We start from the raw sequence: 16,050 nt of genomic DNA on the forward strand, positions 1-16,050 counted from the left end.
ATTTTCAAAGTTCATTTGTTGTGTTTCGTGTTTGCCTCGTTGTTGAGGACAAGTAATAATATATCAGCTTTTAAATGATCCGTCAATACTTTTTTTAAATTTTATATATATTTTTGTATATATAGGGCTAAAAATGTCTTTAAATGCGAAAAATCAAATACATAATGATTAAGTTAGTAACTATGCTTAGTTAAATCAAAAATCAGTTTCCATTGCTGATTTTTATAAAATATTATCTAAGCATAATATGGTTTAATTATTATTAAGTTTCTTTATCTCAATAATCAGCCATTAATATATTATGTCAAACTTAATAATAATTAAAGTGGTATATATTTGCATTATTTAATACCACTACCAACATATACATACTAATCATTATATATTTGATGTTATTTATACTCTACATTTGTACGTTATTTTATTCATATTTTCATAAACTTATTTATATCTTCTTCTATAACCTTAAGAGAGCCTCTCCAAAATTCTATATCTTCAAGATCGATTCCAATAAACTCACCTATTTCTTTTATATTTTTTCTGCCTGTTACAGATAAAAGTTCATTGTATTTATCTACAAAACTCTCTTTTTCTTTTAAATACATATTATAAAGCCCCTTTGAAAATAAAAGACCAAATGCATAAGGAAAATTGTAAAAGTTTTCATCTGCATAATAGTAATGTGGTTTACATGTCCACATATATGGATGAAGATAATCTTGATCTAAGCCATCTCCATACGAATTTTTCTGTGCTTCTATCATAATTTGTTTTAATTCTTCAACAGATAAAGATCCTTCCTCTCTTTTTTTAATCATTTCACTTTCAAATAAAAATCTGCTGTATATATCTACTATTACTTGAGCATTATCTGATATATCATTTTCTAGTATAGTTATAAGTTCATCTTCTTCTAATTCCTTCATAGCTGCTTTTTTGACTATAGTCTCACAGAATATTGATGCCGTCTCAGCTATAGGCATAGGATATGTGCTATTAAGATATTTTTCATCCTTAAGACAATAATCATGATATGCATGACCAAGCTCATGAGCAAGTGTTACTACATCATTAAAGTTGCCTGTAAAATTTGATAAAATTCTACTTTGCTTTATAGCATGTATATTCTCACAAAATGCTCCACCTCTTTTTCCCTCTCTAGGCTTTGCATCTATCCAATCATTTTCAAATGCATTATCTGCAAATTGAGCTAGCTCATCACTAAAAGTCTTAAAATTGCCAACTATATATTCTCTTGCTTCTTCATAACTGTATTGTTTATCAAATTCACCTACTGATGCAAACAAGTCATAAAATGGAAGTTTATCGTGTCCAAGTATCTGAGCTTTTTTATTATAAAATTTTCTAAACATAGGTAGACTTTCTTTTATCGCATCCATTAAAGTATTCAGTATGTTTTCATTCAATCTAGAATCTATTATTGTTTTTTGTAAAACACTATCATATCCTCTTAAATTGCATAATGTTATAGCCTCTCCCTTTATACTATTAAGAGCCGCTGCAGATGATTCTTCTATTTTTTTATAAGATCTAATTTCGGCATCATAAGCATTTTTTCTAATATTTTCATTTTTATCATAAGCCATACTTCTTACAACAGAAAGTGGTAATTTCTTGTTTTCATTTTCAACCTCTATATCTACCAATAAAGTAGACGTTAACAGTTCCTGAAGTTTAGTCCAAGAATCAGATCCTGTATTTTTCATCTTAGCTATACTCATTTCTTCTTTATCCGTAAGCAAATACTTATAGTTATCTTTTATTTCTTTAATATAAAAACTATATTCATTTATTAAATCCGACGAATTTATAAAAGTTTCTATATCCTTTATTTCTCCTATATATTTCTCAAACTTAACTTTTGAACTAGTTATTTGAGTTACATCTTTTTCAAGTTTCTCAACAAAACTCAGAGCCTGTTTATTCTTAGCATCTACACTTAGTGTAAGTTGAGCATACGATATTAATTTCATAAACAAATCAAAAAAATCATTGTAGTTAACTATTATATACTCGATTTTTTCTTTACACTTGTCGTAAGAAGTTAAATTCTCCTCACTCCATTTATTTATATCTTCTATATATTTATAAAATTTATCTAAATCACTCTTAAATTCATCACTATCAAATGACTTGTATATATCATCTAAACTCCAAAATAAATCCATAAAAATCCTCCTTATTTAAGTTTTGCTCTATAGTTTACAAAACCTATACCTTTTATTTTGTTTCTATATATAGAACTTTATTCATTTTTCAAATCACTTAATTGTCTTATTTTTATATTTTCTTATCTAATCATCTAGAATAATATATAGAAATTAATTTTTTTATGTTTTTTAGTAGTTTTGTGCTTTTTATTTTTTCCTTAAACGCTATTACCCTCTAGGTTCTTAAACTCGAAAATAATGCTTATTGAAATGTTAGATACTCTTCTTTAATATTTTTTTATAAAACTTAGATTGCGATACCTAAATATCCGTTAAGAAACTTCTTTGTCTGAGCAAAGCGAGTTTAAGAAGTTTTAGGATATTTAGGTAATGCAATCTTTTAGTTTTATTAAAATATTATTAGAGTATCGGTATTTTAATAAGCATTATTTTCCACTTAGACACCTAATAGATGTTCTTAGTTTAAGCTAATAAATTATTTCTATATTCTCATATCCAAGTCCTGTTAATATATTTTCTAATAATTTTTGTGTATTCTTATTTGATTGTTCTAAAAAACCTTCTTTTATCATTTTTTCTTCTATACTCTTTTTTTCTTTACTTATTTCTGTGAATACATCCTTTATTTGAAGTTTATTGAATAAAGAAGTTTTTTCATCATATACATACATACTTTTTTCATCTATTGTATGATCTAGTATTTGAGCTTTTTTTATTTTTAATTTTATCTTATTATTTTTATTTTCAATTATCTTAACATCATTTAAATCTATTCCAGTTCTTATTATTCCATCGTATTTTATTAAAAATGATTTTTGAGTAAAAGGAATTTCTAAATCTTTTATCTTTTTATTCTGTTTAAAAGATACTACATTTGTATAATAATATTTATTAACAGACAGTTCTTGTATTTGAGATATTTTCGAGAATATAGTAGTAGAATCTTTTTCTTTATTAAGTTTTAATATGTTTCCACTTGTTAAAATTGTAAATACTATAAATATACTCAAAAGAATCATCAAAATTTTATTTTTATCATTTTTATCTATCAAATTACCCTCTCCTTTTGATATAATAATGTTTTGAAGATTTAATATAATAATAAACATAGAAAGGAGAAATATCAATGTCAACTTTAATATTTGGTCATAAAAACCCAGATACTGACTCAGTTACTTCGGCCATAGCATTTTCTCATCTTAAAAATAAATTAGGTTTTAATACAAAACCGTGTGTTCTAGGAGAGATAAGAAAAGAGGCTGAATTCGTTCTTAACTACTTCAAGTTACCTCATCCTACTTTTATAAAAGATGTTAAAACTCAGGTTAAGGATTTAAATTTCGATAAAATACCAGGGGTAAATCCTAATTCTTCAATTTTATCAGCTTATGAAACTATGGAAAAGTCAAATTTAAAAACGCTTCCTATAGTTGATGATAACAATAAATTACTTGGAATAATCACTATGAAAGATATAGCTATGAATCTTGTAAACGGAAATATAGATCGTCTAAATACAACTCTTTCAAACATAGCGTCTGATTTAAATGGTGATATTCTTGTAAAATGTAACGATATCGTAAATGGAAAATTATCTATAATAGCTTTCTATTATAAAACTATACAAGGTACTCTATCTGATAAAGATATAATAATAGTTGGAGATAGATACGATGTTATAGAACATGCTATTGAATCTAAGGTTCAATTAATAATATTAACTGGCGACAATGAAATACCTGAAAAGTACTTAAGCTTAGCTAAAGAAAATAATGTATCTATAGTAAGAGTTCCAAATGATACTTACTCGGCTTCTAAATTAATACACCAATGTAATTTTGTATCATCTATAATGAACTCTGATATAGTTAAATTTAAGGAATGTGATTATTCAGATGATGTAAAAGAAGATATCTTAAATACTCATTATAGACATTATCCAGTTATTGATTCTAACAACTCATTCCTAGGATTCTTAGGAAGAGCTCATCTTTTAAATCCTAAGAAAAAGCAGGTTATATTAGTTGATCATAACGAAGAAGCTCAAAGCGTTGACGGTTTATCTCAAGCTAATCTTCTTGAAATTATAGATCATCATAAAATAGGAGGAATATCTACAGCTGCTCCTATTAATTTTAGAAATATGACTGTTGGAAGCACATGTACTATAGTTTATACTATGTTCAGAGAAAACAATATAGAAATACCATTTGAAATTGCAGGAGTTCTTATATCTGGTATACTATCAGATACTCTTTTATTCAGATCACCTACAACTACTGATGTAGATAAGGCTGCAGTTGAGAATCTTAATAAAATTTTAAATCTAGATATAGAAAAATATGCTATGGAAATGTTCAAAGCTGGTACTTCTCTTGATGGATTCTCAATAAAGGAAATAGTTAATATGGACTTTAAAGAGTTTAATCTTGAAGGATTAAAGACAGGTATAGGACAAGTGTTCACTTTAGATATAGATTCTATATTAAACAAAAAAGATGAATTCTTAGATTATATAAATGGTACAGATTACGATTTATGTGTTTTAGCTATTACAGATATAATAAAAGAAGGATCTTATTTAATATACAAGAGTAAAGATGAATTAATCTCTAAATCATTTAATGTAGAAGCTTCTCAAGGTATATTTGTAGACGGAGTTGTTTCTAGAAAGAAACAATTAGTACCTAATTTAACTGAAGCTCTAAAATCTTCTAAATAGATAAAAAACCAGCCAAAGGCTGGTTTTTTTTATTATTACATTTTTTCTACTTCTGGATATTCAACTCCAAATGTATCAACTGTAACTTTTTTCATTTTTTGATCTTCATAAGGCTTATCAGAATAATCTGTATCTGCTGCAACTATTTTATCAACTGCTTCCATTCCCTCAGTAACTCTTCCGAAAGAAGCATATTGGTTATCAAGATGCGGTGATCTTGCTACCATTATAAAGAATTGAGATCCAGCTGAGTTAGGAGCTGAAGTTCTAGCCATAGAAAGAACTCCTCTTTCATGCTTTAAATTATTCGTATGTCCATTTTGAGAGAATTCTCCTTTTATAGAATATCCTGGTCCACCCATTCCTGTTCCATCTGGGCATCCTCCTTGAATCATAAATCCAGGTATTACTCTATGGAATATAACTCCATCATAGTGACCTTTTTTAATTAAAGATATAAAGTTGTTAACAGTATTAGGAGCTATATGAGGATAAAGTTCAGCCTTAATTATATCTCCATTTTCCATTTCAATTGTAACTATTGGATTATTTTGCATTAATATCTTCCTCTCTGTTTAAATATAATTATGTAATTTTACAATTATGACTACATAATTATATCAAATTTTTAGGTTCTAGTTTTAATTATTTCTGTTTCTAGAGATTTTATATCATTTAAATCACTTTTTTGTATTTTATCTAAGATTTCTTTTCTATATTTTTCTGATAGTAAATTCTTAGATCTTAAATTATCCTCTATTACATCAGTCCAATTTATTTTTTTCCTATTGTAGTAAACGTCATAATCTACAATTCTCATTCCATCTTCTAAAAACTCAGATCCTACTAAAATCTTTTTTATATATTTTGGATCATAAAAGGTGAAGAATCTAACTCTATATACCCCAACAGCCATAAATAATCTAGGGTAATCTTTAGTCCACGATTCTCCAAGTATAACTCCCAATTCTAATCCCTCTAGTATTTTTAATAATCTATCATAATGAAGTTCGTAAGCTCCATATCTATCATATATTTTTATTTCTATTTCATACCAATCTTTATTATCAAGCCCTGCATTTAAGTACCTTAATGCGTGTGCTCTCATTGTTTTTATTAATGAAGAATAATTCTGTCTTATATAAAGAGCATCTTCGTTTATATCTGTCATATTTACCCTTCTTCTAATAGGTTTTTCTGTAAATGCAACTATAGTTCCTTCATCATTGTAATTTTCTAATAAATTTATGATATTATTTTTCTCATACTCATTATCTTCTTTAATTTTGTCTATTATTTTATTTAAATCTCCAAATACTCTCATAAAAATTATTCTCGGTGCTATTCTTGAATATGTTATATAGTTTTTAATATCGTTATTCAGTACCTTGCATAGTATAACATCCGGCTCATCTTGTAGTATTAATATATCCATACATTCATTAGATTTAACTATTTTTGCAGCTTTTTGCACTATAAATATTATAGTATAGTCTTCATTTGCAGCCTGAAAGGCAGATGTTATATCACATTTTGTAGCAGCACCTAATTCTTTTCTAAAGTATCTTTTAACCTCATCTACATTATTACTTTCAATTATTAAAGATTTTGGCCCTCTTCTAACTATAGAAAACATGTTATCCTCTCCTTATAGTCCTATTTTTCCCTTTCTAAGCCTTTCGTCATCTATTCCGAACGGATAAGCTAGATATTCAACTTTTTTTGTCTCTGTATATATAATGTTTATACTTTGGATTCCATTCAAATATATTTTTTCATTATCTATTTTATTTTTTATGTGCAAATTGTGACCATATAAATTATATTCTTGAGGATCTTTCATTATTTCATCAGAATAATGGCTTATTCTAAGTTTTGCGTTTTTTATATTTATATTTTCGCTTATATCTATTATTTCAATTTTATCTGATATATCCTGTAGTGTTTCTTTTTTATCATGATTTCCTAAGCATATATATATTTTTTTTGCATTTGATTTTAATAGTATATCTACTAAAACTTCAAGTCTTTTGCTATATCTATATAGAGAATAATGGCAGAATTCAAGTTTTATATTATCTACTAAGTCACCAGTATGAATTATATATTCTGGATTTATTTTTTTTATTAAATCTTTTAAAGCATAAAAAAAGCTATAAGGTGTATCTGATATATGAAGTATTACTTCTTCATTTCTATTTCTTATATGTTTTGGAACATAAACCCTACCTATAGATCTGTTTAAAATCACTTTAAGTTTTTCCATTAAATCATTCCTCATACTTATATATTTACTTAAATTATACTTTATATTATTTAAATTTTCAAAATTTAGTTTTTATTACAAAAAAACTACCTATTAAAATAGGTAGTTTATTCTGCTTCGCTACATAATTCTTTTGTCTCTATATATTCTAAATCTAAGATTTTCAATATTTGTTTTGCTCTTTCCTTAGTACTTCCACTAGCTTCTATATAATTAATATTTTCTGCTTTTAAGAATGTAAGTATGGCATCATCTACTTGCTTTGCTATTTCTTCATCTTGCCATCTCACTCCATCTTGAACGTACCCAAATTCTCTTGGTAAATATATTATATGATCGTATTTAGGTATATCTTCTAACGCTAAACAATATAAATCTTTTAATATTTCAGTTTCTTTTCTAGTTCTCTTCTTGTCTCCAAGCATAAATCTTCCGTAGATATAAGGAACAAATGTAGCATAGTCAGTAAGAGCATAGTCGAATTCATCAAGTTTATCTTCTAATCTCTTTTGTCCTAAATATATGCCGTATTGTTCTGATATAGATTCAATCATTCCTTTATCTCTTAAATAATCAGTTGAATATTCAAGTGCATATCCTGTATTAAGTCCTGCTATCTTCATTTCAACATAAAGATGTTGTATTAAAGTTGTTTTCCCACATCTTGGTCCACCTAAAACTGCAATTCTCTTAGCCATCTTTTCTTCACTCCATAATTTCATTTTTTTGAGACGACTAATATATTATACTAGTTTTTTTATATTAATTCAACAAAATTCCCTAAACTTTTTGACATTTCCAATAATTTCGTTCGCCATTTGTTGCCTTTTCATATCCTTCATAAAATAAGTCTTCGCAGAACTCTTTCTCAAATCTAAGTGTATCATTAGGTTTCATATCTGTATCTGGCTCTATCACTACAATATCATCTTTATTGTAATGCTCTAATATATATTCAGGTATTATATATCCTTTTTTAAGAGCTATTACAAATAGTTTGTTCACTTTTTTATATATAAATGGAGATAGTAAATTATTATTTAGTATCCCTCCATCTAAATTATATCCTTCGTATTCACCGTTTAATACATCTTCCTTAAATGTATCAAATACTTCTTTTGAGTCAAATGTACGTATTAATTGTTCAAAAGATACTTCTTCGTTTATTTTACATGGAAGAAGAGAACTATTCTTTATATAAGATAGAGCTAACTGCTTATTGTATCCTTTTATATTTGTAACTATTTCTCTTAATTTATTATCTTTAACATTTACATAATTAACATAAAGATCTGTATTATCCCCAGTTCCATCATCTAAATTATTTAAATTGTTTATAAGTTGTGAATTATCTACGACTTTTCCACAGATTTTTTGACTTGCTAACTCATTGCCGCCAATATTTATCCACAATTCTTTGAGTTTTCTAACATTTTCTGTGTATATAAAATATCCATTAATAGCACCGATTGAAGTTCCCGATACTATATCAAATTTCATCCCTTTTTCATAAAGCCCATATATAACTCCTGCTGCAAAAGCTCCTTTAGCTCCTCCTCCAGGCAAACAAAGTCCTAACATAAAAATCTACCCCTTTATACTTCATAGAATTTCAAAAAGCTTTTATACGCAAAGTAGTGATCGTCTACTCCACCCAATTCTCTAACAGAGTGCATAGCAAGTATAGATGTTCCGATATCAACACTATTTATATCTAAATGTGTAGATGATATAGGTCCAATAGTTGATCCTCCAGCTTGGTCTGATCTGTTTACAAACTTTTGACAAGGTACTCCAGCTTCTTTACATAAAGCTTCGTATACAGCTATTGAATAGCTATCACTTGTGTATTTTTGATTAGCATTTATTTTTATAACAGGCCCTTTATTTATTACAGGTCTATTAGTAGGGTCATGCTTTTCACCTCTATTTGGATGAACAGGATGAGCCATATCAGCAGATATAATGAAAGAGTTGTATATGCTTGTAAAAAATTCTTCTCTATTTTTATTTAAAGATATAGTGATTCTCTCAAGTATGTTTTTTAACATATTAGAATCTGCACCTTGTTTTGTAGAACTTCCTATTTCCTCATTGTCAAACATAACAAATACATTTATTCCTTTTGTGTTGTTTGAATTTATTAATGCGTGTAGACTTGAGTGAGCCATGGCTAAATTATCAAGTCTAGGAGAAGAAATAAGTTCTTCATCAAGACCTACCAAGCATCCCTTTTCATACTCATATAAAAATAAATCAAAATCCAGTATATCATCACAAGGAATACTTATTTCTTTGCTTATCTCTTTTAAAAGCAAATTATCTTTTTCTAAACTTTCATTTACAATTGAAACAAGTGGAAGCATATCCGTTTGCTTATTCAACTCAACACCTTTATTAACATTTCTATTCATATGTATAGCAAGGTTTGGAATAATGCATATAGGCTTATTTATATTAACAAGTACTTCTCTTGGCTTTAATATATTCTCACCCTTAACAGCAACCCTTCCTGCTATACCTAACGGTCTGTCCATCCAAGTACTAAGAATTGGTCCACCATAGACTTCTGTGTTTAACTTTAAATATACCTTTTCACTTACCATTTCAGGATTTGGCTTAACTCTAAAACAAGGAGCATCACTGTGAGATGCTATTATTCTAAAACCTTCCTCATCAACATTATCAGAATTTATCTCAAAAGCTACAAGAGCTGAAGAATTCTTAGTTACAAAATACTTTCCACCCTTTTTAATATCCCACTTATCAGTTAACTTTAACTCCTCAAATCCTTCTTTTTCTAAAATATCTACACTAGTCTTAACAGCATGAAAAGAACTAGCCCCCTTATAAGCATAATCAATAAGATCCTTAGCAAACTCTTTTTCTCTCATATTCCATACCACCCTTTTAATATAATTTTATTTGTATATGATTTTACTTTAATCTCTTTGAACTATTAACAACTATTCTTAAAAATGAATATTATTGAAATGTTAGAGAATGATTTAAATATTTTTTTATAGAACTTGCGTTATGTCGTTTTAATATCCGTAGAGAAAGTTCGTTGTCTAACCAAAGGGAGTTTAGAACTTTTAGGATATTAAATAAGACATAATGATTAGTTCTATTTAAAATATTTAACACATGAACGGTATTTTAATAATATTCATTTTTGCTAAATAACCAATATATAATGATCTTTTTCCATAAATATATTAAATTCTAAATTACATTTAACTTTACATACTCTAAATTGATACTCTTAATCCCCTTATTATCAAAAGCTATACTAACAGTAGAACCATTCTTGGCTACAACCGTTCCAGTTCCAAAGGCAGGATGCTTAACTTTAGCTCCAAGCACTACCTCTTTATTATCTATATCCTTAGTGTCTTTTTCCATATGTCTTTGCTTATACTTTTCAACTATACTATTTTGTTTTTTTAGTATCTTGCTCTCAGGCTCATTCTTATTAAGACTTTTTAAGCAATCTTTAGGAAGCTCTCCTATAAATCTTGATATCCTAGAATAGTTAGTCTTTCCATATATAGTTCTTGAAGATGCATAAGTCATATATAAAGTTTTCATAGCTCTTGTAATTCCAACATAACAAAGTCTTCTCTCTTCCTCAAGCTCTATCTCATCAGTTAAAGCTCTACTTATAGGGAATACACCTTCTTCAAGTCCTGCCAAAAATACCACTGGAAACTCAAGTCCCTTAGCACTATGAAGAGTCATTAATGATACATAATCATCATCTTCATCAGAAGAATCCATATCAGATATAAGTGATATAGTTGCTAAGAATGTTTCTAAATCCTTTTCTTCACTTGTTTTTTCAAACTCGACTGCAACAGATAAAAATTCCTTCAAGTTCTCTATTCTAGTTTGATTCTCTATACTATCATCCTTCTCAAGCTCTTTTATATATCCAGTGTTTTCTAAAACCTTCTCTATAAGCTTAGTTACACAATATACATCCTTCATTGCACTAAGAGCTGATATAAGAGTTGTAAATTCTCTCAACTTACTTTTAACTCTAGTTGACACATCAATATTCTCAGCATCATATAAAGAAAGATACATACTCTCCTTCTTTATAAGAGATACATCTTCTATTTTCTCAAGAGTTCTAAGACCTATACCTCTTTTTGGAACATTTATTATTCTCTTAAGAGAAATATCATCCACAGGATTTTGTATAATTCTCAAATAAGCTATCAAATCCTTTATCTCTTTTCTCTCATAGAACTTTATACCACCAAATATCTTATACTTTATATTTTGCTTTATTAAAGCTTCCTCTAGTGCACGAGATTGTGCATTTGTTCTGTATAATATAGCACAGTCTCTATACTCTATACCTTTATCGTTATTCATTTTTTTTATACTATGAGCTATAAAGTCTCCTTCTTCTCTTTCATCTCTTGACTTAAAAGTTCTTATTCTATCTCCCAAATCACTCTCAGTCCATAGTTTCTTATCTTTTCTAGTTATATTATTTGCTATAACCTTATTTGCAGCGTCAAGTATAGTTTGAGTTGATCTATAGTTTTGCTCAAGCTTTACAACTAGAGCATCCTCATAATCCTTTTCAAACTCAAGTATATTCTTTATATCTGCACCTCTCCAACCATATATAGATTGGTCATCATCTCCTACAACACATAAATTACCATGTCTTTTAGCAAGCATATTTACAAGCTTATACTGTGCTCTATTAGTATCTTGGTACTCATCAACCATTATATATCTGAATTTTCTTTGATAAAAATCTAGAACACCTTCATTATTTTCAAGTATCTCAATAGCCTTCATTATAAGATCATCAAAATCAAGTGCATTATTTCTCATAAGTCTTTCTTGATATAAAGAATAAACTTTTGCTATATTGCTCATTCTAAAATCATTTTGATGGATTTCTTTAAATCTTTTTGAATTTATCATCTTGTCCTTAGCATCAGATATATGACCAAGTACAGTCTTTGGTTCATACATTTTGTCATTTATATTAAGCTCTTTTATACAATCTTTCATAAGTGTCATTTGATCCGATCTATCATATATGACAAAGCTTCTAGTATATCCTATTTTATCTATATCTTTTCGAAGTATTCTAACGCAACAAGAGTGAAAAGTGCTTATCCACATATTTTGTGCATCAGAACCTATTATACCCTCTACTCTTTCCCTCATCTCATTAGCTGCTTTATTAGTAAATGTTATTGCCAATATGTTCGAAGGATGTACTTCTAAATCATTTATAAGGTGAGCTATTCTATAAGTTAAAACCCTAGTCTTTCCAGATCCTGCTCCTGCTAGAAGTAGTAACGCCCCGTCCGTTTTAAGCACTGCTTTTCTTTGCATATCATTAAGTGTAGATAAATCCATTTAATTTCTCCCTTCACATAAGTTTTAATATATATTAAGTAAAATTTCCCTTTAAGTTAAAAAAACCTATAGACAATTTTCTATAGGTTTTAATTTTTGCTCATTATATTATTTTATCATATATAAAGTAGTATATACAAATTTAAAAGATATATAAATTTATCCGAAAGTTAAAAGTTCTAAGTCTCCATCCTCTAAAGGCTGGAGATAGGAACTTAACAACTTCTGGATTAGCTTACCCAAAAGGGCACTTACGCAACTAAAAATTCAGTTGGAGTAAAAACTCCATCTGAATTAAGTTTCGCTTTATACCATTTCAACTAGAGAGACTCTTTTTTCATCTAAAACATCTATTTCTATTTTATTATTTAATATAGCTTTTTCTAGATCCTTAACCTTATTCTCCACACACAATATCCCACTTTTAACTTGACCTAAGACATTATTTATTTTATCTTGAACCATCATATCAGAGAATATATTATCAAAAAAAATATCTCCAAATTTATCAAAAGTAGTTATATTAACATCAATTTCAATATCTACATCCTTTAACTCTCTTTCAAATTTTTTGATAAGAGACTTAACATTATTTATTATATCATTTGCTTCATTTATATGATCATGTTTAATCATAGAAGACATTAACCCTCCACCAAACATATCAAATACACCCCAACTATGAGCAGACTCAAACTTTTCCTTGGCTTTGTAAAGCTCCTTTAAAAGTATCTTTCCTGCATCAACCGCTTCTTTTAACTCTTTATCTATAGATTTTAAACTAGCTATTTTATCTATGTATTTTTCATATTGTTCTTTTGTAGATGTATTACTTTTTAAAAGTTTTTCTTCTTTTTGTATCCACAATATATTATACTCTTTATTTAAATCATACAGCTTATCTACTTGATCTTTCATAGCCAGTATTTGTTTTTTCGTACTTTCTATTTCATGCTTAGTGGACTCATATATTTCTTTAGCTTTTAAAGCTTCTATTTCCTCTTTTTCAATCTTTTTATCCAAATTACCTATAATCTGTAAAAAAAAGCTCGTTAATGAACCATTTTCTAATTTATCAACATCCCTTTGCTCTTTTTCCCATCTTTTTCTTTGAGCTTCTATTAGTCCTACTAACTCATCATTTCTTTTTACTAAATCATCAAGTTTACTTTTTTGTTTTTCACAAAATAATATTTCTTTTTTTAATTCTATTAATCTATTTTCCATTCCCTCACTCCCCTTTATCTTAAAAATTTACATTTGTCTAAATAATTTACATATTTTTCATTTCATTATATCACGTTTATAAAGTGAAACTTAATTCAGATGGAGTTTTTACTCCAACTGAATTTGTAGTTGAACTAATCCAGAAGCTGTTAAGTTCTTATCTCCAGCCTTAAGAAGATGGAGTCTTAGAACTTTTAGCTTTCGGATAAATTTGAATTAAAAAAACCTATAGAAAATTTTCTATAGGTTTTAATCTTGCTCATTATATTAATTAAGTTTTACTTTATCATATCTATGATATATTATTAAATCTCTATTTTTTTATCATAAACCCTACATGTCATAAAATAAATTATAGCAGTTACAAATAATATTATTGCAGAAGTCACAAACAATCCAGACCCTACATCATTTAGAGCCCCCATGAACTTTTCCATATTATAGTTTATAACTATATTGTTAAAAGTAAGGCCTATTTTATCTAAACCATCCATCATAAAGCCTATAATTTTTCCTCCTACATATAATATAGCCAAAACAGAGCCAAAGCTAATTAATTTAGAATACTTTTTAAAAGTCTTACCTATTATAGATGATAAAAATACAGCACTTACTAAATATAACAGTCCTACTATTGAAAAAATATATAAACTTGTTCCAGCACCGAATACTCTTATATCGAAGAACTGTTTTATTTCTTGTGTATACGGTGTTCTATTTAGAAAAATCATAAACTGTACACCCATAAGAACAATCACTGATAAGCTATATACTATATATTGAGTTATTACAGCCAAAAACTTACTTAAGAATATTTTTTCACTAGATACAGGAAGGCTCATTGAAAGATATATAGTATTATCTTTGAACTCCTGATTTATAAGCTTAGATTCTGATAGTATTAAAGGTACCAAAAATGTTAGTGGAAGTAAAAACGTATTTATTAAGAAACCAGATTCTACAGCCCATCCATTGTAAGTTTTATAAAGAAAAAATATATTTACAATTAAAACTAAACCTAAAAACAAAATAGTTCCCTTTTTAAATTTATTCAATTCCTTTTTATATAAATTAAATAGCATTTCTATATACCTCCTTCATAACTTCACTTAAAGACATATTATATTTCATCTTTATATCATCTACATTTCCTGAAAGTTTTACCTTTCCATCTCCTACAAATATAACATCTTCAAATATATTCTCTGTTTCTAAAATTTCATGAGTAGATAAAATTATAGTTTGTTCCCCTTCTCTATAATCTTTTATTATCGTTTCTATTATTTCTTCTCTAGTTAATATATCAATTCCCGATAAAGGCTCATCCAGAAGCACAATCTTTGCATTTCTAGAAAATGTAAGTAAAAGTTTTATTTTAGCTCTCATTCCTTTAGATACTTTACCGATTACCATATCTTCTTCTAGATTTAAAAACTTAAGTAATTCTTTATATTTATTACAATCCCAATCAGAATAAAACGAAGATATAAAATCCGATATTTGTTTTATATTCATGTTAGAATATAAATAATCTATTTCAGGAAGATAAGCAATATCTTCTTTAGTATTTATACAAGGCTCATCTCCATCTATTAATACTTTACCACTATCTGGTTTATTAAGTCCTGCAATCATTTTTAGTGAAGTTGATTTCCCTGATCCATTAGGCCCTAATAAACCTATTATTTTTCCAGGTTCTATTTTTAAGTTAAAATTATCTAATGCTTTTACTTTTTTGAAAGTTTTATTAACGTCTATAAATTCTATCATTATTATCACTCCTTATATTTTTTCCTGCCATGATTTTATTAATTTTATTGTTTCATCATCTTTAATTCCTAAAGATCTCATTTCTTCAACAAATTTAATAAGAACTTCACTTGCCATTTCCTTTTTTATTTGATTTAAAAGTTGTTCCTGATCAGATATAAATGTACCTTGACCTCTTAATGTCTTTACTAAACCCATACTCTCCATCTCCCTATATGCTCTTTGAACTGTATTAGGATTAACCTTTATATCTTTTGCAAGTTCTCTTTGAGAAGGTATTTTATCTCCTAGTTTTATCTCTCCTCTAATCAACCTCTTTTTTATATCTTCTATTATCTGAATATATATAGGTTTACTATTGTCAAATTCCATTTAAAACCCTCCTAATTGCTTCCGTAAAGAAACAGTGCACTAATTAACTACTACACTATTATAGTATTATCTTTTTTTTATTCTGTCAACTCTTTTTTAATTTTATT

General features: G+C 27.6%; 14 protein-coding genes. 1 reads left to right on the top strand and 13 read right to left on the bottom strand.

The genetic code is table 11. The features are described 5' to 3' along the window. Positions 1 to 425: 425 nt before the first annotated feature. Together P4S50_RS15955 and P4S50_RS15960 are read right to left on the bottom strand one after the other, a co-directional pair. Positions 426 to 2,189, bottom strand: coding sequence for a M3 family oligoendopeptidase (locus tag P4S50_RS15955; protein ID WP_277731816.1), 1,764 nt, complete (start codon positions 2,187 to 2,189; stop codon positions 426 to 428). A 470-nt stretch (positions 2,190 to 2,659) separates the two neighbouring features. Next, a complete protein-coding gene (locus P4S50_RS15960) occupies positions 2,660 to 3,244 on the bottom strand; it encodes a DUF4230 domain-containing protein (RefSeq protein WP_277731817.1) in 585 nt (194 codons plus the stop codon). 74 nt (positions 3,245 to 3,318) lie between these two features. Here P4S50_RS15960 and P4S50_RS15965 point away from each other — a divergent pair, with 74 nt between their 5' ends. Then, positions 3,319 to 4,914 carry a putative manganese-dependent inorganic diphosphatase gene (locus P4S50_RS15965; protein WP_277731818.1) on the top strand — a complete coding sequence of 532 codons (1,596 nt, stop codon included), beginning with the start codon at positions 3,319 to 3,321 and terminating at the stop codon, positions 4,912 to 4,914. 35 nt (positions 4,915 to 4,949) lie between these two features. Here P4S50_RS15965 and P4S50_RS15970 read toward each other — a convergent pair whose 3' ends face one another. The 11 genes from P4S50_RS15970 to P4S50_RS16020 form a co-directional block, all read right to left on the bottom strand. Next, positions 4,950 to 5,471: a peptidylprolyl isomerase gene (locus P4S50_RS15970; RefSeq protein WP_277731819.1), complete on the bottom strand. Its 522-nt coding sequence runs from the start codon at positions 5,469 to 5,471 to the stop codon at positions 4,950 to 4,952. 71 nt (positions 5,472 to 5,542) lie between these two features. Next, positions 5,543 to 6,550: a hypothetical protein gene (locus tag P4S50_RS15975; RefSeq protein WP_277731820.1), complete on the bottom strand. Its 1,008-nt coding sequence runs from the start codon at positions 6,548 to 6,550 to the stop codon at positions 5,543 to 5,545. Between the two features lie 12 nt (positions 6,551 to 6,562). Then, a complete protein-coding gene (locus P4S50_RS15980; protein WP_277731821.1) occupies positions 6,563 to 7,180 on the bottom strand; it encodes a metallophosphoesterase in 618 nt (205 codons plus the stop codon). Positions 7,181 to 7,287: 107 nt separating this feature from the next. Then, complete coding sequence (locus tag P4S50_RS15985) at positions 7,288 to 7,878, bottom strand: ATP-binding protein (protein WP_277731822.1); 591 nt, start codon at positions 7,876 to 7,878, stop codon at positions 7,288 to 7,290. 82 nt (positions 7,879 to 7,960) lie between these two features. Beyond that, entirely contained in the window at positions 7,961 to 8,761 is an 801-nt protein-coding gene (locus tag P4S50_RS15990) for a patatin-like phospholipase family protein (RefSeq protein ID WP_277731823.1), read from the bottom strand. 14 nt (positions 8,762 to 8,775) lie between these two features. Next, the gene (locus P4S50_RS15995) at positions 8,776 to 10,074 is read right to left on the bottom strand and encodes a M18 family aminopeptidase (RefSeq protein ID WP_277731824.1); all 1,299 of its coding nucleotides are present in this window, start codon (positions 10,072 to 10,074) and stop codon (positions 8,776 to 8,778) included. Between the two features lie 331 nt (positions 10,075 to 10,405). Then, positions 10,406 to 12,574, bottom strand: a complete 2,169-nt coding sequence (pcrA, locus tag P4S50_RS16000; protein ID WP_277731825.1) for a DNA helicase PcrA — start codon at positions 12,572 to 12,574, stop codon at positions 10,406 to 10,408. Positions 12,575 to 12,880: 306 nt separating this feature from the next. After that, complete coding sequence (locus P4S50_RS16005; RefSeq protein ID WP_277731827.1) at positions 12,881 to 13,801, bottom strand: coiled-coil domain-containing protein; 921 nt, start codon at positions 13,799 to 13,801, stop codon at positions 12,881 to 12,883. 305 nt (positions 13,802 to 14,106) lie between these two features. Further along, positions 14,107 to 14,883, bottom strand: a complete 777-nt coding sequence (locus tag P4S50_RS16010) for an ABC transporter permease (protein ID WP_277731829.1) — start codon at positions 14,881 to 14,883, stop codon at positions 14,107 to 14,109. Then, entirely contained in the window at positions 14,873 to 15,571 is a 699-nt protein-coding gene (locus P4S50_RS16015; RefSeq protein ID WP_277731830.1) for an ABC transporter ATP-binding protein, read from the bottom strand. The genes P4S50_RS16010 and P4S50_RS16015 overlap by 11 nt, the downstream gene beginning before the upstream one ends. Positions 15,572 to 15,583: 12 nt before the next feature. Then, positions 15,584 to 15,943 carry a GntR family transcriptional regulator gene (locus P4S50_RS16020; RefSeq protein ID WP_277731831.1) on the bottom strand — a complete coding sequence of 120 codons (360 nt, stop codon included), beginning with the start codon at positions 15,941 to 15,943 and terminating at the stop codon, positions 15,584 to 15,586. Positions 15,944 to 16,050: the final 107 nt, after the last annotated feature.

The organism is Tepidibacter hydrothermalis (assembly GCF_029542625.1).
Taxonomy (GTDB): Bacteria; Bacillota; Clostridia; order Peptostreptococcales; family Peptostreptococcaceae; genus Tepidibacter_A; species Tepidibacter_A hydrothermalis.